Annotated in this window: 19 protein-coding genes and 1 pseudogene; 6 read left to right on the top strand and 14 right to left on the bottom strand. The window is 72.4% G+C overall.

All coding sequences use genetic code 11. From position 1 onward, the window contains the following. Nucleotides 1-96: 96 nt before the first annotated feature. Nucleotides 97-555 carry a hypothetical protein gene (locus FRZ03_RS00715; protein WP_146463032.1) on the top strand — a complete coding sequence of 153 codons (459 nt, stop codon included), beginning with the start codon at nucleotides 97-99 and terminating at the stop codon, nucleotides 553-555. 33 nt (nucleotides 556-588) lie between these two features. After that, nucleotides 589-1,320 (top strand): nucleotidyltransferase family protein, encoded by a 732-nt coding sequence (locus tag FRZ03_RS00710; protein WP_146463031.1) that lies wholly within the window; start codon nucleotides 589-591, stop codon nucleotides 1,318-1,320. Nucleotides 1,321-1,393: 73 nt separating this feature from the next. Here the strand turns inward: FRZ03_RS00710 and FRZ03_RS00705 are convergent, their stop codons facing one another. The 7 genes from FRZ03_RS00705 to FRZ03_RS00670 form a co-directional block, all read right to left on the bottom strand. Beyond that, nucleotides 1,394-3,091: a DoxX family protein gene (locus FRZ03_RS00705; RefSeq protein WP_186785204.1), complete on the bottom strand. Its 1,698-nt coding sequence runs from the start codon at nucleotides 3,089-3,091 to the stop codon at nucleotides 1,394-1,396. A 160-nt stretch (nucleotides 3,092-3,251) separates the two neighbouring features. Further along, the gene (gene rlmB / locus FRZ03_RS00700) at nucleotides 3,252-4,196 is read right to left on the bottom strand and encodes a 23S rRNA (guanosine(2251)-2'-O)-methyltransferase RlmB (RefSeq protein WP_146463030.1); all 945 of its coding nucleotides are present in this window, start codon (nucleotides 4,194-4,196) and stop codon (nucleotides 3,252-3,254) included. A gap of 102 nt (nucleotides 4,197-4,298) precedes the next feature. After that, nucleotides 4,299-5,699: a cysteine--tRNA ligase gene (gene cysS, locus FRZ03_RS00695; RefSeq protein WP_146463029.1), complete on the bottom strand. Its 1,401-nt coding sequence runs from the start codon at nucleotides 5,697-5,699 to the stop codon at nucleotides 4,299-4,301. Nucleotides 5,700-5,793: 94 nt separating this feature from the next. Then, complete coding sequence (locus FRZ03_RS00690) at nucleotides 5,794-6,198, bottom strand: PPOX class F420-dependent oxidoreductase (RefSeq protein WP_146463028.1); 405 nt, start codon at nucleotides 6,196-6,198, stop codon at nucleotides 5,794-5,796. An 83-nt stretch (nucleotides 6,199-6,281) separates the two neighbouring features. Beyond that, nucleotides 6,282-6,782: a 2-C-methyl-D-erythritol 2,4-cyclodiphosphate synthase gene (gene ispF / locus FRZ03_RS00685; protein ID WP_146463027.1), complete on the bottom strand. Its 501-nt coding sequence runs from the start codon at nucleotides 6,780-6,782 to the stop codon at nucleotides 6,282-6,284. Beyond that, nucleotides 6,772-7,548: a 2-C-methyl-D-erythritol 4-phosphate cytidylyltransferase gene (gene ispD / locus FRZ03_RS00680; protein ID WP_146463026.1), complete on the bottom strand. Its 777-nt coding sequence runs from the start codon at nucleotides 7,546-7,548 to the stop codon at nucleotides 6,772-6,774. Before ispD ends, ispF begins: the two co-directional genes overlap by 11 nt. A 327-nt stretch (nucleotides 7,549-7,875) precedes the next feature. Then, nucleotides 7,876-8,358 (bottom strand): CarD family transcriptional regulator, encoded by a 483-nt coding sequence (locus FRZ03_RS00670; RefSeq protein WP_003953493.1) that lies wholly within the window; start codon nucleotides 8,356-8,358, stop codon nucleotides 7,876-7,878. Nucleotides 8,359-8,975: 617 nt separating this feature from the next. Between FRZ03_RS00670 and FRZ03_RS00660 the strand changes: the two genes are divergently transcribed. Continuing rightward, complete coding sequence (locus tag FRZ03_RS00660; protein WP_146463025.1) at nucleotides 8,976-9,680, top strand: copper chaperone PCu(A)C domain-containing protein; 705 nt, start codon at nucleotides 8,976-8,978, stop codon at nucleotides 9,678-9,680. Between the two features lie 142 nt (nucleotides 9,681-9,822). On the opposite strand, the gene phoP is transcribed toward FRZ03_RS00660, so the two are convergent. After that, nucleotides 9,823-10,503 (bottom strand): two-component system response regulator PhoP, encoded by a 681-nt coding sequence (gene phoP / locus FRZ03_RS00655; protein WP_014673455.1) that lies wholly within the window; start codon nucleotides 10,501-10,503, stop codon nucleotides 9,823-9,825. After that, nucleotides 10,500-11,756, bottom strand: coding sequence for a two-component system sensor histidine kinase PhoR (gene phoR / locus FRZ03_RS00650; RefSeq protein ID WP_146463024.1), 1,257 nt, complete (start codon nucleotides 11,754-11,756; stop codon nucleotides 10,500-10,502). The genes phoP and phoR overlap by 4 nt, the downstream gene beginning before the upstream one ends. A 230-nt stretch (nucleotides 11,757-11,986) precedes the next feature. On the opposite strand from phoR, the gene phoU reads away from it, so the two are divergent. From phoU to FRZ03_RS00640, 3 genes are all read left to right on the top strand, one after another. After that, nucleotides 11,987-12,676, top strand: a complete 690-nt coding sequence (phoU, locus tag FRZ03_RS00645) for a phosphate signaling complex protein PhoU (RefSeq protein WP_146463023.1) — start codon at nucleotides 11,987-11,989, stop codon at nucleotides 12,674-12,676. Nucleotides 12,677-12,807: 131 nt separating this feature from the next. Further along, entirely contained in the window at nucleotides 12,808-12,963 is a 156-nt protein-coding gene (locus tag FRZ03_RS38715) for a hypothetical protein (RefSeq protein WP_186785203.1), read from the top strand. A gap of 402 nt (nucleotides 12,964-13,365) precedes the next feature. After that, nucleotides 13,366-15,330 (top strand): Ig-like domain-containing protein, encoded by a 1,965-nt coding sequence (locus FRZ03_RS00640; RefSeq protein ID WP_146463022.1) that lies wholly within the window; start codon nucleotides 13,366-13,368, stop codon nucleotides 15,328-15,330. A gap of 176 nt (nucleotides 15,331-15,506) precedes the next feature. Here the strand turns inward: FRZ03_RS00640 and FRZ03_RS00635 are convergent. The 5 genes and pseudogenes from FRZ03_RS00635 to FRZ03_RS40945 form a co-directional block, all read right to left on the bottom strand. Next, nucleotides 15,507-16,037: pseudogene (locus tag FRZ03_RS00635) on the bottom strand (DUF2182 domain-containing protein); the annotation flags it as partial. 146 nt (nucleotides 16,038-16,183) lie between these two features. Further along, the gene (locus tag FRZ03_RS00630) at nucleotides 16,184-16,798 is read right to left on the bottom strand and encodes a DUF1326 domain-containing protein (protein WP_146463021.1); all 615 of its coding nucleotides are present in this window, start codon (nucleotides 16,796-16,798) and stop codon (nucleotides 16,184-16,186) included. Between the two features lie 215 nt (nucleotides 16,799-17,013). Further along, a complete protein-coding gene (locus FRZ03_RS00625; protein ID WP_146463020.1) occupies nucleotides 17,014-18,012 on the bottom strand; it encodes an IS481 family transposase in 999 nt (332 codons plus the stop codon). A gap of 121 nt (nucleotides 18,013-18,133) precedes the next feature. Beyond that, a complete protein-coding gene (locus FRZ03_RS00620) occupies nucleotides 18,134-19,081 on the bottom strand; it encodes a bifunctional riboflavin kinase/FAD synthetase (RefSeq protein WP_146463019.1) in 948 nt (315 codons plus the stop codon). 139 nt (nucleotides 19,082-19,220) lie between these two features. Next, nucleotides 19,221-20,750, bottom strand: coding sequence for a trypsin-like peptidase domain-containing protein (locus tag FRZ03_RS40945; protein ID WP_186785202.1), 1,530 nt, complete (start codon nucleotides 20,748-20,750; stop codon nucleotides 19,221-19,223). Nucleotides 20,751-20,908 lie beyond the last annotated feature (158 nt).

The following is a 20,908-nucleotide window of genomic DNA, read 5'->3' as shown; positions in this document are numbered from 1 at the left end:
GGCCGTCAACCCCTTACCCCGAAAACCGTCGTTTCTCATCCCCCGTAAGGGTGACCGACCGTCCCCGCGTCGTTACCGGCCGCTACCCTCACACGCGTGAAGCACTCCATCACCACTCAGACGCGACGCAGCCACCGGGGCCCTGCCCGCCGGGTCGGCCGCTCCCTCGCCCTCGTCCTGCCCGTCGTCCTGGTGCTCTCGGGAACCCTCGCGGTCACCCGGGTCAACTGGACGGGAAGCCCCGCCAGCTCGGTGCTCACCGCCTCGGACGTCATCCCGGCGGAGGCCGCCCCCAAGGCGGTCGCCCACGCCCCCGAGGACGTGCTGCGGGACCGCCTGATGAGCGAGCTGCACGAGAAGAACCCCGGTGTGGTCCTCACCCACCTCCAGGAGGCCGTCAACGGCCGCCCGGCGCTCGCCCGGCACTGCTCCGCCATCGCCCGCGCCCTCGGCAAGGCCGCGGTGCGCATCTACGGCGCCTCGCGCGCCCAGTCGTACGCCCGCCCCGTGTGCGACACCTCCTTCGCCACCGGGGTGCTGGCCGCACGCGGCTGAACCCCGGCCGGGGCGCCACGTACAGTGCGGGTCATGACCCATCCGAACGCCGCGTCGCGCCCCACCCAAGCCGTGATCCTGGCCGGCGGCCAGGGCTCCCGGCTGCGTCCGTACACCGACGACCGGCCCAAGCCGATGGTCGAGATCCCCGGCACGGGCACCCCGATCATCGGCCACCAGCTCACCTGGCTCGCCGAGGAGGGTGTGACGGACGTGGTGGTCTCCTGCGGCCACCTCGCCGACGTCCTCCAGGACTGGCTGGACTCGGCCCGGCTGCCGGTCTCCGTGCGCACCGTCGTGGAGACCGAGCCCCTCGGCCGCGGCGGCGGCCTCAGGTTCGCCGCCGCGCACCTTCCCCACCCCGACCGGCCCTGGTACGCCACCAACGGCGACATCTGGACCCGCTTCTCGCTGCGGGACATGGCCGACTTCCACACCGAGCGGGACGCCGTGGCGACGCTGGCGCTGGCCCGGCCCCGCATCCCCTGGGGCGCGGTGAAGACCGACGGCTTCGGCCACATCACCGACTTCATCGAGGCGCCGCCGTCCACGTTCGAGATCAACGCCGGTGTGTACGTGTTCTCCCCGGAGTTCACCACGCTGCTGCCCGAGCGGGGCGACCACGAGCGCACGACGTTCCCGGGCCTGGCCCGGCAGCGCAAGCTCGCCGGTTTCCCGCTGCCGCAGGGGGCGTACTGGCGGGCCATCGACACCGCGAAGGACCTGACGGAGGCGGCCAAGGAGTTGGCGGGGCTGGGCCGGTAGCACCGCGCGCACGCCGTACAGGGCAGGGCCCCCGCACCGGGCAGGTGCGGGGGCCCTCTTCCGTTGCTTCGCGTCAGCCCAACAGGCCGCCGACCAGGCCCGGTTGGCCCGTGGAGCCACCGCCGCTGGAGGTGGCGCCGCCGCCCGGGGAGGTGCCGCCGGAGGTGGCGGTGCCGCCCGTGCTGGTCGGTCCGGCCGTGGTGCTGGGGGCGCCGCCGGTGGGCGCGGACTGGCGGGGCGGGAGCTGACCCGTGGTGCCCTGCGTCTGGCTGGGCGTGGTCGTCGTACCGCCCGCGCTGTGCGTCACGCCCGGTGTGGAGGCCGCGCCGGACGGGCTCGCGCCGGCCGTGGCGCCGCCCGAGGGCGAGGCGGGGACCGAGGGGGTGTGCTTGCGCCGGGCACCGGGCTCGCCCGGGAGCGGGGAGCCGGGGACGTTGTTGCGGGGGGCCTCGCCGGGGCCGGGGACGACCACCCGGCTGGAGTCGCGGACCGCGCCGCCGAGCAGCGAGCCGACCAGCAGGGTGAGGCCGACGGTGAGCGCCGTGATCAGGGCGCCGCGGCGCAGCACGTAGCGGCGCAGCTCCCAGATGTCGGAGCGGGGGCCGAGCCGCCGCCAGGCGCTGCCCGCGAGCCGGCCGTCCACCGAGTAGACGGGGGCACCGGCGATGATCAGCGGGGACCAGGCGGCCAGGTAGATGATGTCGGGGGCGTCGTACGCCGGGACGGTCTTCCAGCTGACGGTGACGATCAGCGCGGCCGACAGCAGCGCGCCGACCACCGCGGCCACCCGCTGCCAGCAGCCGAGGATCGTCAGCACGCCCACCACGACCTGGAGGAACGCGATCACGAGGCCCGAGCCGACCGGGTGGTGCAGGGCGACCTGGCGCAGCGGCTCGGCGACGTCCCACGGGTGCAGGGTGTTGAGCCAGGTGACCATGGAGCCGCGCTTGCCGCCGTCGAAGTAGACGGGGTCGCACAGCTTGCCCATGCCGGCGTAGATGGAGATGAAGCCGAGGAAGATGCGCAGCGGGAGCAGCACCACGCCGAGGTTCATCCGGCGGCCGGGGTAGTAGGCGTGCCTGCCGGGGTCGTCGGCGGCCCGCTTGGCGGCGCGCGGGGCGTCGGGGTCGTACTCCTCGGCGAACGGGTGGGAGCCCGTGTCCTCGCCGTACTCGCCGTACTCGCCGTACTCGTCGTACTCGTCGTAGGACCCGAACCCCGGCTGGGCGTACGGCTGTCGGTCGTAGGAGCCGGTGCGCATATGGGGCAGCAGACGGGTGCCGCCGTCGTCGGGGGCGGTGCGCTGATGGCCGACGACGGGGGTCTCGACGGTCTGGTCGAGGGCGTCGTAGGCGTCGCCGTAGCCGGTGGTGCCGACGCGCGGGATGACCCGGGTGGCGCCGGTGTCGGGCTCGTCGGCGTGACCGACGATGCTGCCCCGCACGGCCTGGAGGAGCCGGTGCGCGCCGGTGTCGTCGGGGGCGGACTTGCCGCTCCACACGAGGGGACGGCGGCGGCCGGCGCCGGCCCTGCCCGCCGTGCCCGCAACGGGCATCCGGGCGGTGTCCTGACCGGCGCTGAGATGACGGGCGATCCGCGGCGACCGGGTGCGCCGGGCCGTCGCGCCCAGCTGCACGCGGAAGCTGGCGTGGTTGACGATGACCTGCGCCGGATCGCTCGGCACCTTCACCATGCTCAGCGCGGGAGCGTCGTCGAATCCCGACGAGCGGTCCCCCGTGGGTGTGCGGGGTGTTCTGGTGTCCACACTCATCTAACCGAGTGACGTGGAGTTAGGACACTGCTTTGACCGGCCGGATGTGTCCGGGCCCCGTCAAAGCAGCGTCGCACGCCATACGGACGCCGGAATTCCCGCGTAAGGGTGAAGTTCCGGACGGGTGTTCAGCCCGTCGGCGCGTCGCCCCCGGCGGCTCTCAGCTCCGTCCGCGGGAGGCCTCGTACAGCACGATGCCCGCGGCCACACCGGCGTTGAGGGACTCGGCGCCGCCCGGCATCGGGATGCGCACCCGGACGTCACAGGTCTCGCCGACCAGCCGGGACAGGCCCTTGCCCTCGCTGCCGACCACGATCACGACCGGGCCCTGGAGGGCGTCCAGGTCGCCGAGTTCGGCCTCGCCGTCCGCGGCCAGACCGACCACCGTCAGACCGGCCTTCTTGTACTGCTCCAGCGCCCGGGTGAGGTTGGTGGCGCGGGCCACCGGGGTGCGGGCGGCGGTGCCGGCGGAGGTCTTCCAGGCGCCCGCCGTCATGCCGGCCGAGCGGCGCTCGGGCACGACCACGCCGTGGCCGCCGAAGGCGGAGACGGAGCGGACGACCGCGCCGAGGTTGCGCGGGTCGGTGACCCCGTCGAGCGCCACGACCAGCGGGTCCGCGCCCTCGTCGGCGGCGGCGTCGAGCAGGTCCTCCGGGTGCGCGTACTCGTACGGCGGGACCTGGAGGACCAGGCCCTGGTGGTTGAGGCCGTTGGTCATCCGGTCCAGCTCGGGGCGCGGGGCCTCCATCAGGTTGATGCCGCCGCGCTCGGCGGCGAGCTGGAGGGCCTCGCGGACGCGCTCGTCGTTGTCGATGAACTGCTGCACGTACAGGGTGTTCGCGGGCACGCCCTCGCGCAGCGCCTCGACCACCGGGTTACGGCCGACGACCAGCTCGGACGTGGACCGGCCGCCGCCCCTGCGCTGCTGCGGGCGGCCGCCCTGCGCGCGCCGGGTCCTGGCCGCGGCGGCGCGCTGCTTGGCGTGGCCCTTGCGCATCTCGGCGGGCGGGGTCGGGCCCTTGCCCTCCAGGCCCCGGCGCCGCTGGCCGCCACTGCCGACCTGCGCGCCCTTCTTGCCGGACATGCGGCGGTTGTTCGCGGCCATGAGTCATCCGTTCCGTGAGCTTCGTTCGTACGTACGTCTTATGCAGTGTGCCGCCCGGGGGGCCGGGCGGCACAATCGATCAAGGCCGGGCGGCCCCGGAGGCTAGCGCGCGCCCAGCGTCCAGCGCGGACCCTGCGGGCTGTCCTCGATGGCGAGGCCGGCCTGGGCGAGCTGGTCGCGGATGGCGTCGGCGGTGGCCCAGTCCTTGCGGGCGCGAGCCGACTCGCGCTGGTCCAGGACGAGCCGGACGAGGCTGTCCACCACGCCGTGCAGGTCCTCGCTCTGCTCGGACTCGCCGGCCCACCGGGGGTCGAGCGGGTCCAGGCCGAGGACGCCGAGCATGGCGCGCACCTCGGCGAGGCGGGCGACCGCGGCGTCCTTGTCGTCGGCGGCGAGCGCGCTGTTGCCCTGGCGGACGGTGGTGTGCACCACGGCGAGGGCCTGGGGGACGCCCAGGTCGTCGTCCATCGCCTCGGCGAAGGCGGGCGGGACCTCGGCGGCGGGCTCCACGGTCTTGCCGGCCAGCTCGGTGACCCGCTGCACGAAGCCCTCGATGCGGGCGAAGGCGGACTCCGCCTCGCGCAGGGCGTCCTCGCTGTACTCGATGGTCGAGCGGTAGTGCGGGGTGCCCAGGTAGTAGCGGAGCACGATGGGGCGCCACTGCTTGACCATCTCGGAGACCAGGACGCTGTTGCCGAGCGACTTGGACATCTTCTCGCCGCTCATGGTGACCCAGGCGTTGTGCACCCAGTAGCGGGCGAACTCGTCGCCGAAGGCCTTGGCCTGCGCGATCTCGTTCTCGTGGTGCGGGAAGATCAGGTCCAGGCCGCCGCCGTGGATGTCGAAGACGGAGCCCAGGTACTTGTGGGCCATCGCCGAGCACTCCAGGTGCCAGCCGGGACGGCCGCGGCCCCACGGGGTCTCCCAGTCGGGCTCGCCGGGCTTGGTGGCCTTCCACATGGCGAAGTCGCGGGGGTCGCGCTTGCCGGTGATGCCCTCCTCGGCGGGCTGGCGCATCTCGTCCAGGTCCTGCTTGGACAGCTCCAGGTAGGAGGGCCAGGAGCGGACGTCGAAGTAGACGCTGCCGTCGGCCTCGTAGGCGTGGCCGCGCTCGATGAGGGTGCGCATCATCTCGACCATCTCGGTCACGTGGCCGGTGGCGCGCGGCTCGTAGGACGGGGGCAGGCAGCCCAGGGCCGTGTAGCCGTCGTTGAAGGCGCGCTCGTTCGCGTAGCCGATGGACCACCACGGGCGGCCCTGCTCGTGGGCCTTGGCGATGATCTTGTCGTCGATGTCGGTGACGTTCCTGACGAACGTCACCTCGTAGCCGCGGTACTCGAACCAGCGGCGCATGATGTCGAAGTTGAGGCCCGAGCGGATGTGCCCGATATGGGGGGCCGCCTGCACGGTGGCGCCACACAGGTAGATCGAGACACAACCCGGCTTGACCGGGGTGAAATCACGGATCTGCCGGGCGCTGGTGTCGTACAGGCGAATAGTCACCACTCCAGGGTAGTGGGCGCGGGCCGGTGCCTCACGCCCCTTCCCCTCTTTACCGCGCCGTGCGCTCGTCGCGGGCGTACCCGCGCGGCGCTCCTCAGAGGCTGCCGACGACCTTGCGCGGGGTGATCCGCACCACCACCCGCTCGGCGTCGTTCACCGAGTCCGGGTTGAACTCGGCGTACTTCTTGCCCGTGTACTTGAGGCTCAGTTCGTCGATGAGGTCCTGCGCGCCGTCGGCGGTCATCTCGGCGGTGCCGCGGATCTCCGCGTACTCGTAGGGCCGTTCGGGGTCCATGACGGTCACGGTGACGCGCGGGTCGCGGTCGAGGTTCTTCTTCTTACGGCGGTCGACCGTGGTGGAGAAGACGATGTCGTCGCCGTCCCGCTTCACCCAGACCGGGGACATCTGCGGGCTGCCGTCGGGCTGGACGGTGCCGACGACGATGAACACCTTGCCGTCGAGCAGGGACTTGAGCCGGTCGGACAGGGCGGCGGGCATGGGTACCTCCGGAAAGCCGTGGACGTGACTCTCCGGGTACCCTCGCACGCGCTCGGCTCACCCGCACCAGGAGGGCGCGGGGTTCAGGCCACCCGCGCGACCAGCGCCGTCGCCACCGCCATCAGCCCCTCGTCGCGCCCCGGGAAGCCGAGGCCGTCCGTCGTGGCGCCGGAGACGGAGACCGGCGCGCCGGCCGCCTCGCTGAGGATCTGCTGCGCCTCGTCCCGCCGCTTGCCGATCTTCGGCCGGGGGCCGATCACCTGGACCGCGACGTTGCCGATGGTGAAGCCCGCCGCGCGGACGATCCGGGCGGCCTCGGTGAGCAGCGTGACGCCGGACGCGCCGGACCACTCGGGACGTCCGGTGCCGAAGTGCTGCCCCAGGTCACCGAGGCCGGCCGCGGAGAACAGGGCGTTGCAGGCGGCGTGCGCGACCACGTCCGCGTCGGAGTGTCCGGCGAGTCCCGGCCCCTCGCCCTCCCACTTCAGGCCCGCGCACCACAGCTCGCGGCCCTCCTCGAAGGCGTGGATGTCGGTGCCGATGCCGACCTGGGGAAGCACCACCGGGGTGGTCTCAGAAGCCATCGTTCAGCCTCCTGCGGGCCAGGACCGCCTCGGCGAGGACCAGGTCGAGCGGGCGGGTCACCTTGAACGCCTCCTCGTGGCCGGGCACGGTCACCACGGGCAGGCCCAGCTTCTCCACCATGCCGGCGTCGTCGGTCACGTCGTCGGTCACGGTCTCGTGGGCGCGCAGCAGCGTCGCGCGGTCGAACCCCTGGGGCGTCTGGACGGCGCGCAGCCGGGCCCGCTCGGGCGTGGCGACGACCGGCTCGGGCGCCCCGGGCTCGGCGGCCGGTTCGACCTCCTTGACGGTGTCGGCCGGCGGCAGGGCGGGCACCACGGCGGGGGCGCCGTCGCGCACGGCCTCGATGACCGCGTCGACCGTGTCGACCGGGACCAGGGGGCGGGCCGCGTCGTGGACGAGGACGACGCCGTACTCGGGCGGCAGGGCGGCGAGCCCGAGCCGCACCGACTCCTGGCGGCTCTCCCCGCCCGGCACCACCAGGAAGTCCGTGCTGCTTCCGGGCAGCTCGTGCGCGTCGAGCAGGGACTTGACCTCGGCGGCGCCGTCCGGCGGGGCCACGACGATCACCAGGGAGACATGACGGGAGGCGGCCAGCGCACGGACCGCGTGGATGAGCATGGGCGTGCCGTTCAGCGCGCGCAGCGCCTTGGGGGCGCCCGGCCCGAGTCGTACGCCCCGGCCGGCGGCGGGAATCACCGCGGCGACGGGCGCGCCGGCGGGCGCGAGGGGCGGCTGTGCGGGCGAGGGACGCGATTCGTCAGACATCGGTTCCTGTCAGGTTTGTGTGCTCGACCTAGGTGGGTATGGCCTGGAGGAGTGCCGGGCGCGACGCCCTGACCGGACCCTTTCCGTGACCCTGGTCGAGCCATCCACCCGGGCCCGGCACACCGAGTATCGGGGGGCCTGCTTCCTTTTCCGGGGCTTCCCGTGTACGGCACGTACGGCGCCGCGGGGACGAACATGCCGCAGCGCCCGGCGACAGGTTCAGTGTCATCGGGCACCGCGGCATTTTCACTGTGCTGCGTGCTGAGAGTGTGCGGGGCGGATCAGCCGGTCAGCCGACCGGCCGTCGCCACCCACGGCGCGGGCACGTCAGGAGGCGAGCACCTCGTCGAGCAGGGCCTCGGCCTTGTCCTCGTTCGTGTTCTCCGCGAGGGCGAGCTCGCTCACCAGAATCTGGCGGGCCTTGGCGAGCATGCGCTTCTCACCGGCGGACAGTCCGCGCTCGCGCTCCCGACGCCACAGGTCACGCACGACTTCCGCGACCTTGATGACATCGCCGGAGGCGAGCTTCTCCAGGTTTGCCTTGTAACGACGGGACCAGTTCGTGGGCTCCTCGGCGTACGGCGCGCGCAGTACCTCGAAGACCCGGTCGAGTCCGTCCTGACCGACCACATCACGCACGCCGACGAACTCCGCATTGTCCGCTGGCACACGTACCGTCAGGTCACCCTGGGCGACCTTCAGCACCAAGTAGGTCTTGTCCACGCCTTTGATCTGGCGAGTTTCGATAGCCTCGATCAGCGCGGCCCCGTGATGGGGATAGACCACGGTGTCGCCAACCTTGAACGTCATGTGACAGGTACCCCTTCCGTGGCTATCCAGGGTAACACGGATACGGCGTCTTCTGAATGGCGTTTTCGCAGGTCAGGGCATATCTCGGGGCTTGACAACTGCAACCGGAACGTGCTGCGCGGGGCCCCGGAAGGCGGGAATTCGCAGGTGGGAGGGGCTGTCCGGACAGGGCGAAACGCGTACGTTACACGCCTCACGCGCCCGCCCCAAGTGGACGAACGTCCCGTTTTGTCCGGTTCCAAGCGTACGACTTCCGCTACTCCGTTCGGTGGCCGAGGAGCGATGCGTGCCGTTTCCGAAATTGATCGAGGGCCGCCGGACGGGTGATGCCGTGATCAATATCAGGGTTGATCACGCATTCCTTCACGGAGATTTCGCGCGCGGTTATACGAATGGCGTACCCGACCTCGGCAAAGTGGCTGAAGAGCCCCTTGTGACAGGAGTGACACGTGTGCCGACGGCGGCGCCGGGTACCCCCACCTGGCGGGATGCCGGACGCCGGGGGGAGGGTCGGGTGCGGCCGCGCGGGAACGGCTCGGTAACCTGGGGCCGCCGGACAGACACTTAGGGCGGCTTTACAAGGAAGCCGCCCCTGCGTTCAAGGAGTTGCCGCCGCCGTGAGCAGCAGCCTTCGACGCGGCGCCCTCGCCGCCTCTGCCATTGCCTTCTCGATCGCCTCACTCGCCGCCTGCGGCGCCGGCAACGACTCGCAGACCCTGCAGATCAAGCCGGACAACGCGGCGACGACCGTCGGCGACATCAAGATCCAGAACGCCATGGTCATCACCCAGCCCGACCCGAAGGCAACGGGCCCGGCCGTGGTCTCCGCGCGGCTGTTCAACCAGGGCGCCACCGACCAGACCCTCCAGTCGGTCACCCTCCCGGGCACCAGCGACACCGTGAAGCTCACCCCGGCCAAGGGCCAGAGCCTGACCGTGCCGGCCCACGGCTCCCTGATGCTCGGCGGCCCGGGCAACGCCTCCGCCGAGATCCCCGGCGGCCGCGGCAGCGTCCAGGACGGCAACGCCCAGCCGATCACCTTCACCTTCAGCAAGGCCGGCGCGGTGAGCCTGCGCGCCTTCGTGGTCCCGGCCACCAGCTACTTCGACAAGTGGGGCCCGAGCCAGATCCCCTCGCCCGCGGCCACCGGCTCCCCGGCCGCCGGCGCCACCGCCTCCGGCAGCGCCAAGCCCGGCGCCCACGGCTCGGCGAACCCGTCGGCCACCGCGAGCGGCAGCGCGACGACCGGCACCGCCACGACCGGCACGGGCACCGGCGTCTCCCCGAGCGACTCCTCGTCCCAGTCGGCCGCGGGCCACTGAGCGGTCGTACGGCCAAGCCGAAGGGCGGCTCCCCGGTCCGGGGAGCCGCCCTTCGGCGTACCGCAGGCCGCCGTACGGCTTACGGCTCACGGCTTACGGCTTACGGCTTACGGCTTACGGCTTACGGCTTACGGCTTACGGCTTACGGCTCGAACTTGTAGCCGAGGCCGCGCACCGTCACCAGGTAGCGCGGCGCGCCCGGGTCCGGCTCGATCTTGGCGCGCAGCCGCTTGACGTGCACGTCCAGGGTCTTGGTGTCGCCCACGTAGTCGGCCCCCCAGACCCGGTCGATGAGCTGCATCCGGGTCAGCACCCGGCCGGCGTTGCGCAGCAGCATCTCCAGCAGGTCGAACTCCTTGAGCGGCAGGTCGACCTTGGAGCCGCCGACGGTCACCACGTGCCGGTCGACGTCCATGCGGACCGGACCGGCCTCCAGCGCGGCCGGGGTGACCTCCTCCGGCTCCCCGCGCCGGCGCAGCACCGCGCGGATGCGGGCGACCAGCTCACGGGAGGAGAAGGGCTTGGTGACGTAGTCGTCCGCTCCTATCTCGAGACCGACGACCTTGTCGATCTCGCTGTCCTTCGCGGTCACCATGATCACGGGGACGTTGGAGCGGCCGCGCAGCTGGCGGCAGACCTCGGTGCCGGGCAGCCCCGGCAGCATCAGGTCGAGCAGGACGAGGTCGGCGCCGTTGCGCTCGAACTCGTCGAGGCCGTCGGGGCCGGTCGCCGCGACGGCGACCTCGAAGCCCTCCTTGCGGAGCATGTACGACAGGGCGTCGGAGAAGGACTCCTCGTCCTCGACGACGAGCACTCGGGTCACGGAAGGACCTCCGGGGCGGGAAGCGGTTCGTACGGGGATGACTCGGTGGAATCGCCGGCCTCGTCCTCGAGGCCGGGCTCGTGGTGCTGCGCGCGGTCGCGGGCCGCGCCCGCCTCCGGCAGTCTGAGGGTGAAGGTGGAGCCCTGGCCCTCGGCGCTCCAGACCGTGACCTCCCCGCCGTGCGAGGCGACCACGTGCTTGACGATGGCGAGGCCCAGGCCCGTGCCGCCGGTCGCCCGGGAGCGGGCCGGGTCGACCCGGTAGAAGCGCTCGAAGATGCGCTCCTTGTCCTTGTCCGAGATGCCGATGCCCTGGTCGGTCACGGCCAGCTCGATCATGTCACCGCCGGGCGCGCTCACCCGGCGGGCGGCGATGCCGACGCGGGTGCGGGCCGGGGAGTAGTTCACGGCGTTCTCGACCAGGTTGCCGAGGGCGGCGGCCAGCTGGCCCCGGTTGCCCCAGACATGCAGGTCCGCGGTGCCTCCGGCGGCCATGGTGATCTGCTTGGTGCCCGCCTGGTGGCGGCAGCGGTCGACGGCCTCGGCGACCAGCTCGTCCACCTGGACGGACTCGGCGTCCTCCAGGGGGTCGTCGTTCTGCACCCGGGACAGGTCGATCAGCTCCTGCACCAGGTTGGTCAGCCGGGTCGCCTCGATCTGCATGCGGCCCGCGAAGCGCTGCACGGCCTCGGGGTCGTCGGAGGCGTCCATGACGGCCTCGGACAGCAGGGACAGGGCGCCGACCGGGGTCTTGAGCTCATGGCTCACATTGGCCACGAAGTCGCGTCGTACGGCCTCGATCCTGCGGGCCTCGGTCAGGTCCTCGACCAGCAGCAGGACCAGGCGGGAGCCGAGCGGCGCCACGCGCGCGGAGACGGCGAGGGCCTCGCCGCGTCCGCTGCCGCGCCGGGGCAGATCCAGTTCGACCTGGCGTATCTCGCCGTCTCTTCGCGTGTCCCGGGCCATCTGGAGCATCGGCTCGATGGACAGCTTGCCGCCGCGCACCAGCCCGAGGGCGTAGGCGGCGGAGCTGGCCTTGACGACGGCGTCGGCCTCGTCGAGAACGACGGCGGAGGAGCGCAGCACCGAGAGAACGGTGTCCACGCCGGGCGGGAGTACGGGATCTGTGTGCAAGGAAGTCCTGGTCGGTCGCTTCTGGTCGCGTTCGCTCCAGCGGAACGCCAGCATGGCGATGACGCCGGTGAGCACTCCGGCGATCGCTGCCGCTGCGGCGACCGCCGCGTTCACGTCCATGCGTCCAGGTTAGGCATGGGGCGGGAGGTGCCCACAGCCGTGAGCGTGCGACCTCGAACACTCGTCGCCCAGAGTTCACCTGGGAGCCAGTACCGGTTCATTCGGGAAGCCGGAAACGGACGCGTACGGGGCGGAACGTGGGAGCGTGGGGTTCGTGCCGCCGGTTTTGCCGCCGGGCCCCCGGACAACGACCCCGAACCCCCGAAGCACACGTACGAGAGGGAACCCTGATGCGGGACGCGTACCACGAGGAACTGGACTCGATCGGCGACGGTCTGGTGGAGATGGCCCGGCTGGTCGGCTCGGCCATCGGGCGCGCCACGACCGCCATGCTGGACGCCGACCTGAAGCTCGCCGAGAACGTGATCGAGGCGGACCAGAAGGTCGACGAGCTCCAGCACGACCTGGAGGCCCGGGCGATAGCGCTGCTGGCCCGCCAGCAGCCGGTGGCCACCGATCTGCGGATCGTCGTCACCTCGCTGCGCATGTCGGCCGACCTGGAGCGCTCCGGCGACCTCGCCCAGCACGTGGCGAAGCTGGCCCGGCTGCGCTTTCCCGAGCGGGCCGTCCCGCAGGACCTGCACGCGACCATCCTGGAGATGGGCCAGCTCGCGCAGCGTCTGATGGCCAAGGCCGCGGAGGTCATCGTGACCAAGGACGTCGACCTCGCGCTCCAGCTGGAGCAGGACGACGACGAGATGGACCTGCTGCACCGCACCCTCTTCCAGCACCTCATCGACGACCGCTGGAAGCACGGCATCGAGACGGCCGTCGACGTCACCCTCCTCGGCCGCTACTACGAGCGCTACGCCGACCACGCCGTCGCCGTCGCCAAGCGCGTCGTCTACCTGGTCACCGGCGAGCACGCGGACGAGCTCCAGGCGGACATCCAGCCGGTGACGGGGGTCGAAGGGGCCTAGCCCGGCGGGGCAGTCCGGCGGCACCGGCCGGGGGGCGCCTCCGTGCGCCGTTGATGCGCCCGGGGGCGCGGGCATGAAATGGGCGAGGGCTTCAGCCCCCGCTACCTGGCCCCGGCGTCTAGGAGGGACCCATGGCCGACTCCCCCAGCACCACCCCCGACCCCACGCAGGAGCGCGAGACCGAACAGGTCGCGCAGATCAGAAGCCTGCCGCTGGTCGCCGCGTGCGGCTGCGGTTCCGGCTGCGGCTGCGGCTGCCAGTCGGGCGGCCCCTGCCAGTGCGGCTGACGACGGCATCGCCGTAGGACGGTCCGTAGGGCGGCATCGCCGTAGGACGGCCTAAGGCGGCATCGCCGTAGGACGGCCTGTAAGGCGGCATCGCCGTAGGACGGTCTGCAGGGCGGCGTCGCCGTAGGACGGTTCCGGGACGGCATCGTCGTGGAGCGGTCCCGCGGTGGCATCGTCGTGGAACGGCCGTCGAGCGGGCCGGTGCGGACGGGCTCCGCACCGGCCCCCGTCCCGCTCATACCAAAACCCCTGCACAATTGTCACAGCCATGCCATACGCTGCCTCCAGCAGCCGCGCCCCGCGCGTCACCGCATCACGGCGGTCACGTCCGGGTGCTGCGCGGCGCACTCATCTCCCCGGTCACGCACCGGGTTTCCTTGTGGGGGTAGCAGCACTGTGCGTATGCGCAGCATCTCGACCGCGACGGCGCTCGCGGTCCTCTTCGGCTCGGCTGCGCTGAGCCTCGGTGCCGTCGGCACCGCGTCGGCCGCTCCGACCGCCCATGTCACCTCGCCCGGCGGCCTCGCGGTGGACGGACCCGCGCAGCGGGTGTTCGTCGGCGACAGCACGAGCGGCACCGTCACGGCCACCGCCTACTCCGGTGCCGTCCTCGGTTCGGTCGCCGGAGTCACCGGCGTCAGCGATCTCGCGGTCTCGGACGACGGGTCGACCGTCTACGCGGCCGCGCCGCAGATCCACGAGATCTGGGCCATCGACGCGAACACGCTCGCCGTCAAGGCCCGCTACACCGTCGCCACCAACACCGGCCCGCGCCACGTCGCGTTCAGCGGCGGCAAGGTCTGGTTCTCCTACGGCGACCAGTGGAACGGCGACCTCGGTTCCGTCGACCCGTCGGTGGACCCGGCGAGCGGCACCGACCCGGTGTCGCTGGCGCAGTTCCCGACCGAGGGCACCTCGGTCGGCATCTGGGGCCAGGCCCTGCTGGACACCGACCCGTCCCAGCCGGGCATCCTCGGCGTCGCCGAGACCGGGCTGTCCACGGACTCGATGGCCGTGCTCGACGTCTCCAGCGGCAAGGCCGCCCTGGTCGCCTGGCACAACGGCGACTACTCGCTGAACAGCGGCATCGGGGACATCGACCTGGTGCCCGGCGGCAAGCAGGTGCTGGTCAACGGCCGGGACCGGGACGCCTACGCGGACGGCACGTTCAAGGCCGCCGGCTCCTACCCGAGCGGCCAGTTCGCCGACGTCGCCTCCAACGGACTCGTCGCCCAGGTCAACGGCGGCAGGATCGTGACGTACCAGCCCAATGCCACCCTGCCGCTGCACACCTACGACGAGGGCACCTCACAGACGGCCGGCCTCGCCTGGGCGCCGGACAATTCCCGGCTCTTCGCGCTGGTCGGCTCGGACGCCCAGAACGTCGGCTACACCCTCAAGGTGCTCACCGGCCCGGCGCTGAACAACCCGGCCCTGACGGTCAACGCCCCGGCCAGCGCCACCCGCGGCAAGGCGCTCACCGTCACCGGCAAGCTGACCGCGACGGTCCCGCTGCCGGCCGGCGTGAAGCTCCAGGTCACCCGGGTCGACCTGGACTCCCCGAGCGGCAAGGCGCTGTCCGCCGTCACGGTGCGGACGGACGGCACGTACTCCTTCTCCGACACCCCGCCCGCCGGCGGCACGGTCACCTACAAGGTGACGTACGCGGGCGACGCCGCGCACTCCGCGGTCACCGCGTCCGACAAGGTCGACGTCTCCCGCGCCACCACCGCGCTGAGCCTGAACAACAACGGCAAGGTGTACTCCTACGGCGCCGACGTGAAGTTCACGGCGCACCTCGGGGCGACCTACAAGAACCGCACGGTCGAGATCTGGGCCAACCCCTACGGCGGCGACAAGCCCAACAAGCTGCTCAAGTCCGGGAAGGTCGACTCCCACGGGAACATCTCCGCGACGGTCGACATGACCCGCGACACGGACGTCACCGCGGTCTTCAAGGGCGACTCCCACTTCAAGCCGCGGACGGTCAGGTCCACGGGCTACGCCAAGGTGAAGACGTCCACCGTGGTGACGAAGAACTACAAGACAGCCAAGATCGGCTCGACGACGTACTACTGGTTCCACAAGAACACCGACCCGCTGCTCACCACGACCATGACGTACTACCCGGGCCGCAAGCAGCGCATGGACCTCCAGGTCTACTACGGCGGCAAGTGGTACACCGCCGACGGCAGCCCGGAGTACTTCAAGCTCGCCTCCAACGGCAAGTCGGCCGTGAGCCTGGGCGCCCCCGGCACCTCCGGCATCAAGGCCCGCATGCGCTCGTCGTACATCAACAACTCCTCGGGCGACAACGTCAACACGACGACGTACGGCTCGTGGAAGTACCTGTACTTCTCCAACTGACGCACCACCTCCGAACGGCCGTCGCCCGGGTTCATCTCGGGCGACGGCCGTTCGCCGTGCGGCCGGCGGCTCCCCGGCACGGCGCGTGTCACGCGTGGCGCAGTCCCGTCCCCGCCCATGCCGCCGCCCGTGAGGTCGGGTGCCAGCAGGGGCGCCCAGAAGACCGCGATCGCGAGCGCGAGCGAGGCGAGGCCGGCGGCGCGGGCGACGAGACGGCCCCGCGGCAGGCGCTTCTCCGCGGTCACGACGGCGGCCAGTCCCACCATGGCCCACGGATTCATCACCCCGAACGCCATGAACAGCAGCATCAAGGACCAGCAGCAGCCCAGGCAGAAGCCGCCGTGGTGCGCTCCGGCGCGCAGGTGGCGCGAGGGGCCGCGGTACGACGCGTAGCGCAGCAGCAGGCCGATCGGCGAACGGCACTTGGTGAGGCAGAGATCCTTCAGGGGGCTGAGCTGGTAGGCGCCGTTGGCGGCGAAGACGGCGGCGGCCGCCGCGGTTCCGGCCGCGGGACGCGTGGTCGCGAGGTGCGTCGCGCCGCTGGCCAGGGCGTATGCCGACAGCCCGGCGGCGGACCAGACCAGCACGTAGCCGGCGGTGAAGGCGATCACGCGCGGCGTCCGGTGCACGGGGGCCGTCCGCGCGTACAACGCGGCGACGGGCGCCGTGGCCGGCAGCATCATCGCGGCCATCATGACGGTCCACATGCCCAGGAACGCGGGCAGTTCCCAGGCCATGGCCCCGGACCCCATGTCCCCCCGGCGCAGCACCACCCATGCCCAGGCCACGGCCGCCGTGAGCAGCACCGCCCCCGGGTGGCCCGCACCGTGGCGGACGGTGATCGCCGTCCGGGTCACGCCGACCACGAGAAGGGCGCCGAGTGCGCGTTGCGGCCGGTGAAGTCCCACGAGCGGCCGTGTACGTCCTTGCCGAGGGCCCGCGTCGACCGGGCGATCGTCAGCGTGCTGCTCGCCGGGTGGAACATGCCGGTCAGCCCCATCACGGGACCGTCCGCACCGAACTGGGGAGCGACCTGGTCCTCGACCTCGATGTCGATGGCGTCCGCCACCCGCACCGCGTGGCGGCGACCGTCGTCGTGGAAGTCGATGGACGCGCGTTCGACGCCGGGCACCTCGCCGATGAGCGGGACGAGCGCCACCATCGGCCCGCCCACCTGGCCGGAGAAGACCTTGCCCAGCGCGTCCGCCTGGCCGTCGTCGGCCGAAGCGTCGATGTACAGCACGACCTGCCAGCCGCCGTCGGCCATCACGCGGGGCGCGTCGGCGAAGACGACGACGCTGCGGTCCGCCACGTCCACACCACCGACCTCACCCCGCGCGACGTGGAACGCGAGGGTCACCTGGCAGCGCTCGTTGTCGGCGGGCGCGGTCAGGCCCGATGTGGTGCACGGGCACACGGTCTCGCAGTTGCAGCTCTCGAGGTACGTACCGGTGATATTCCAAGCCATCTCCGTACTCCCGCCTGGTTCACGCGCCCGGCCGACGGAGCGGAAGGTCTGTGATGTGCGCGCCGGCCCTGTGCGGCGCCTCGACCTCATGGACTCATGGAACCCGGGAACCCACGCGTAAATCGGAGGGCGGACGCGTGCCCCGCGCCCACTCGGCCACAAGATCGCCGCCAGGAGGACTCCCTGGCCCGAACGGCCGCCCGAACAACTCCAGGCTAGCTGTACTGACCCGTGAGGTTGGGGACGCGGCTGGCGGGTGGTTGCCCTTTCAGTGCGGTGTGTCCGCGGTGGTGATTGTATGTGTGCAGCCACTGCGGGAACGCTTCGCGGCGCTCGGTTTCTGACCGGTAGGGGCGGGCGTAGGCCCACTCGTCCAGCAGGGTGCGGTTGAAGCGTTCGACCTTGCCGTTCGTCTGGGGTCGGTAGGGCCGGGTTCGCTTGTGGACGATCCCGGCTGCTGCCAGGGCATCGCGCCAGTCGTGTGAGCGGTAGCAGGAGCCGTTGTCGGTCAGCACCCGTTCGACGGTGATCCCGGCATGGGTGAAGAAGGCGTGGGCCCGCTGCCAGAAGCCGGTGGCGGTCTCCTTCTTCTCGTCCGCATGGATCTCGCTGTAGGCCAGGCGGGAGTGGTCGTCGACGGCGGTGTGCAGGTAGCTGTAGCCGAGGTTGGGACGGCCGCCGGCGGTGCGGGGCCGGGCGGGGTCGCGGTGCGCGGAGCTGTTGCGGCCGCCCTGGGCCCTGCCGTGGACCTTGTGCCCGCCGCCGTCGGGGATGTTGCCCAGCTTCTTGATGTCCACATGCACCAGTTCGCCGGGCCGCTCGCGTTCGTAGCGGCGCACGACGTGGCCCGTGGCCCGGTCGAGATGGGTCAGGCGGGCCAGGCCGTAGCGGGTCAGGACACGGTGCACGGTCGAAGGCACCAGGTGCAGAAAGTGCGCGATGCGGGCCGGCCCCCACCTGCGCGCCAGGCGGACCTTGATGACCCGTCGCTCGGTGCGGGTCGGAGTGCGGCCAGGGCTGTGGTAGGGCCGGCTCGAGCGGTCGGCCATGCCCGCCTCGCCGAGCCGGCGGTAACGGTCGGCCCACCGCTGGGCCGTGGTGGGCGAGACCTGGAAGCGTTCGCCGGCCCGCCGAAGCGGCCAGCCGTCCTCGACCACGCATCGCGCCAGACGCAGGCGGCCGGTCTCGGTCAGGGGTGCATTACGGTGGACCACGAGGGCCTTTCTGGTTGGTGTAGACGTCGCAATCCACACCAAACCCGGAAGGCCCTCACCCGTTCAAGATCTCTCAGCCGAGACCTGGCTCACCTGTCCACAACCTCCCCGGACAGAACAACTAGCCCTCCGCCGCCACGATCTCCCGGCACCGCGACACATCCGCCGTCATCTGCTCCAGCAGCGCCTCGAGCGAGTCGAACTTCGCCTGGCCGCGGACGTAGGCGAGGAAGTCGACGGCGACGTGCAGGCCGTACAGGTCGAGGCCGACGCGGTCGATGGCGTAGGCCTCCACCGTGCGCTCGGTGCCGTCGAACTGCGGGTTGGTGCCCACCGAGATCGCGGCCGGCATGATCTCGCCCTGGGCGTGCAGATAGCCCGCGTACACGCCGTCGGCGGGGACGGCGGTGTGCGGCAGGGTCTCCACGTTGGCGGTGGGGAAGCCCATCTCACGGCCGCGCTGGGCGCCGCGCACGACGACACCCTCCACCCGGTGCGGGCGGCCCAGGATCTCCCGGGCGCCCGCGACGTCGCCCTCGGCGACCAGGCGCCGGGTGAGGGTCGAGGAGAACGGCTGTCCGCCGCCCGCCGTACCGGACACGTACAGGTCGACGACCTCGACCTCGAAGTCGTAGACCTTGCCCTGCTCGGTGAGGAAGTCGACGTTGCCCGCCGCCTTGTGGCCGAAGCGGAAGTTCGGGCCCTCCACGACCGCCTTGGCGTGCAACTTGTCCACCAGGACCTTCACCACGAAGTCGGCGGGCGACAGCTTGGAGAACTCGGTGGTGAAGGGGAGGATCAGGACCGCGTCGACGCCCAGCCCGGCCATCAGCTCGCAGCGGCGGTGGTGCGGGGCGAGCAGCGGCGGGTGGCTGCCGGGGCGCACGACCTCGCTGGGGTGCGGGTCGAAGGTGACGACGACGGCCGGTACGCCCAGTTCCCGGGCCCGGTCGACGGCGTGCTTGATGATCAGCTGGTGGCCGCGGTGGACACCGTCGTAGGAACCGATGGTGACGACGCTGCGCCCCCAGTCCTCGGGGATGTCCTCCAAGCCACGCCAGCGCTGCACTGTGACCGCTCCTCGACCCGTGTCCGTGTCCACCTTGACTCTTGTGCAGGTCTAAGGGTGCCATGCCGGATGCCGGGGGCCCGCATCGGTAGGGGCGCTGTGACCTGGCGCACGTCGCCGGGACGGCATGGGAGCGGTCTCAGGCCGGTACGCGCGCGCCCGCCAGGATCTCCAGGGTGCGGCGGGTGCTGGGACCCACGACGGCGTCCCAGTCGTCCGGGGCCTCGGCGAGCCGGCGGGCCATCCGGGCGGCGAAGCCGGGGACGTGCCGGCCCAGGTCGACCAGGGCGCGGTCGAAGCGGGTGGCGCCCTCCGGGGTGCGGCCGAGGAGCAGTCCGGTGCGGTGCACCAGGTCGCGTTCCGCCTCGTGGTCCCCGCCCGCCGCCGCGTGCAGCACGGCGTCCAGGACGGAGGGTTCCCGCTCGCGGTCGAGCAGGATTTCCAGGAGTTCCCGGCGCGGTGCGCCGGGAGCGGTGAGGACGGTGGCGAGCGCGGCCCGCAGTGGCTCGGGGCCGTCCTCGAGCAGGCCGGTGACGAGCGGGAACAGTGCCGGGTGGGCGGCGGTCCCGGCCAGCCGGCGGTCGATGGCGGCGGCGACGCGGCCGGCGGTCTCCGGGTGTGGCCGCACCGCCTCCCGCAGCAGGGTGGCCGCGCGGCGGGCGAGGGCCGGGGTGGTGACGTCGGCGAGCAGGCGCCGCAGGCACCGGGCCGCCTCCCGGTGCGGGCCGCGCAGCCGGGTCCGGAAGGCCTTGAGGACCGGTTCCGGATGGCTGGTCAGGGCGGGCAGCAGGGCGGTCGGCCCGATGAGCGGGTCGCCGTCGGCGAAGTGGCGCAGCGCCTCGGCCAGGTGCCGCTCGCGGGTGACGGGATCGGTGGCCAGGAGGGCGTGGGCGGCGCCGTGCAGGGCGGGGTCGGCCCGGCGGGCGAGCAGGGTGCGGGCGGCGCGGGAGAGCAGTTCGCGGTCGGCGGCCGTGCGCGCGTGCGGGGCGGCGCGCAGCGCGGTGCCGACCACGCCGAGGACGGCCCCGGTACGGGCGTCCAGCACCGGTCCCCCGGCCGCCCCGCCGCCGGGCCGCAGCGCGTCCCGGCCCGCCGTGCCGATGGCCAGCTCCAGCGCGGTCACGAGGTGGCGGCCGTACGACACCTCGGTGGCGGCCAGCACCCGGGCCTCCCGCCAGCAGCCGGCCGCGATCCGCACGTAGGTCCCGGCCTCGGCCTCCTCCCGCGCGGCCAGCGGCAGCGGGGGCGCGCCCAGGCCCTCGGTGCGCACCAGGGCCAGATCGCGCTCGGGCAGCTCGGTCACGGCGTCGGCGTGGGCCACGTGGGTGCGGTCCCCGGCCCGCAGCACCAGCCGGTCGAGACCGGCCACGGCTTCGTGGCTGGTGAGCAGGGTGCCGTGGTGATCGGCGAGGAAACCGAGGCCGCGCGGGCGGCCGGCGAGGTCGTGGATGCGGACCAGCGGGTCGGCCCCGGTGGCGTGGACGGCCGGGAGGGGGGCGTGCGTCCGGACGACGGTGTCCCGGGCCGCGCCCGTCCCGACCGGCACGGGTGCCTGCCCGTCCCGGGCCGTCCGCGCCGGGTCACCCGGTCCCGTCCCGCTCGCCCTGTCACCCGTGCCGTGCGGCATCCTGCCGTGGGTGCTGTCGGATCGCGGGATTCGTGTCGTCATGGTCGTGCCTCCCCGCCCGTGCCCCGTGCCTGTGCCGACGGTAGGCACGCGATGATCGTCGAGGCGGGGCGGACGCGGAACGCGCCCCCTTCCGCTCCCCCGGTTCACTCCGAGCGCCCGGCCGCACGGGTGAATACGCGGGGGCGGGTGGAGAACCC

Source organism: Streptomyces misionensis, from assembly GCF_007896895.1.
In the GTDB taxonomy this organism is placed as follows: domain Bacteria; phylum Actinomycetota; class Actinomycetes; order Streptomycetales; family Streptomycetaceae; genus Streptomyces; species Streptomyces misionensis_A.
Note: the sequence above shows the minus strand (reverse complement) of the source record. Positions and strands in the feature narration are given on the sequence as shown.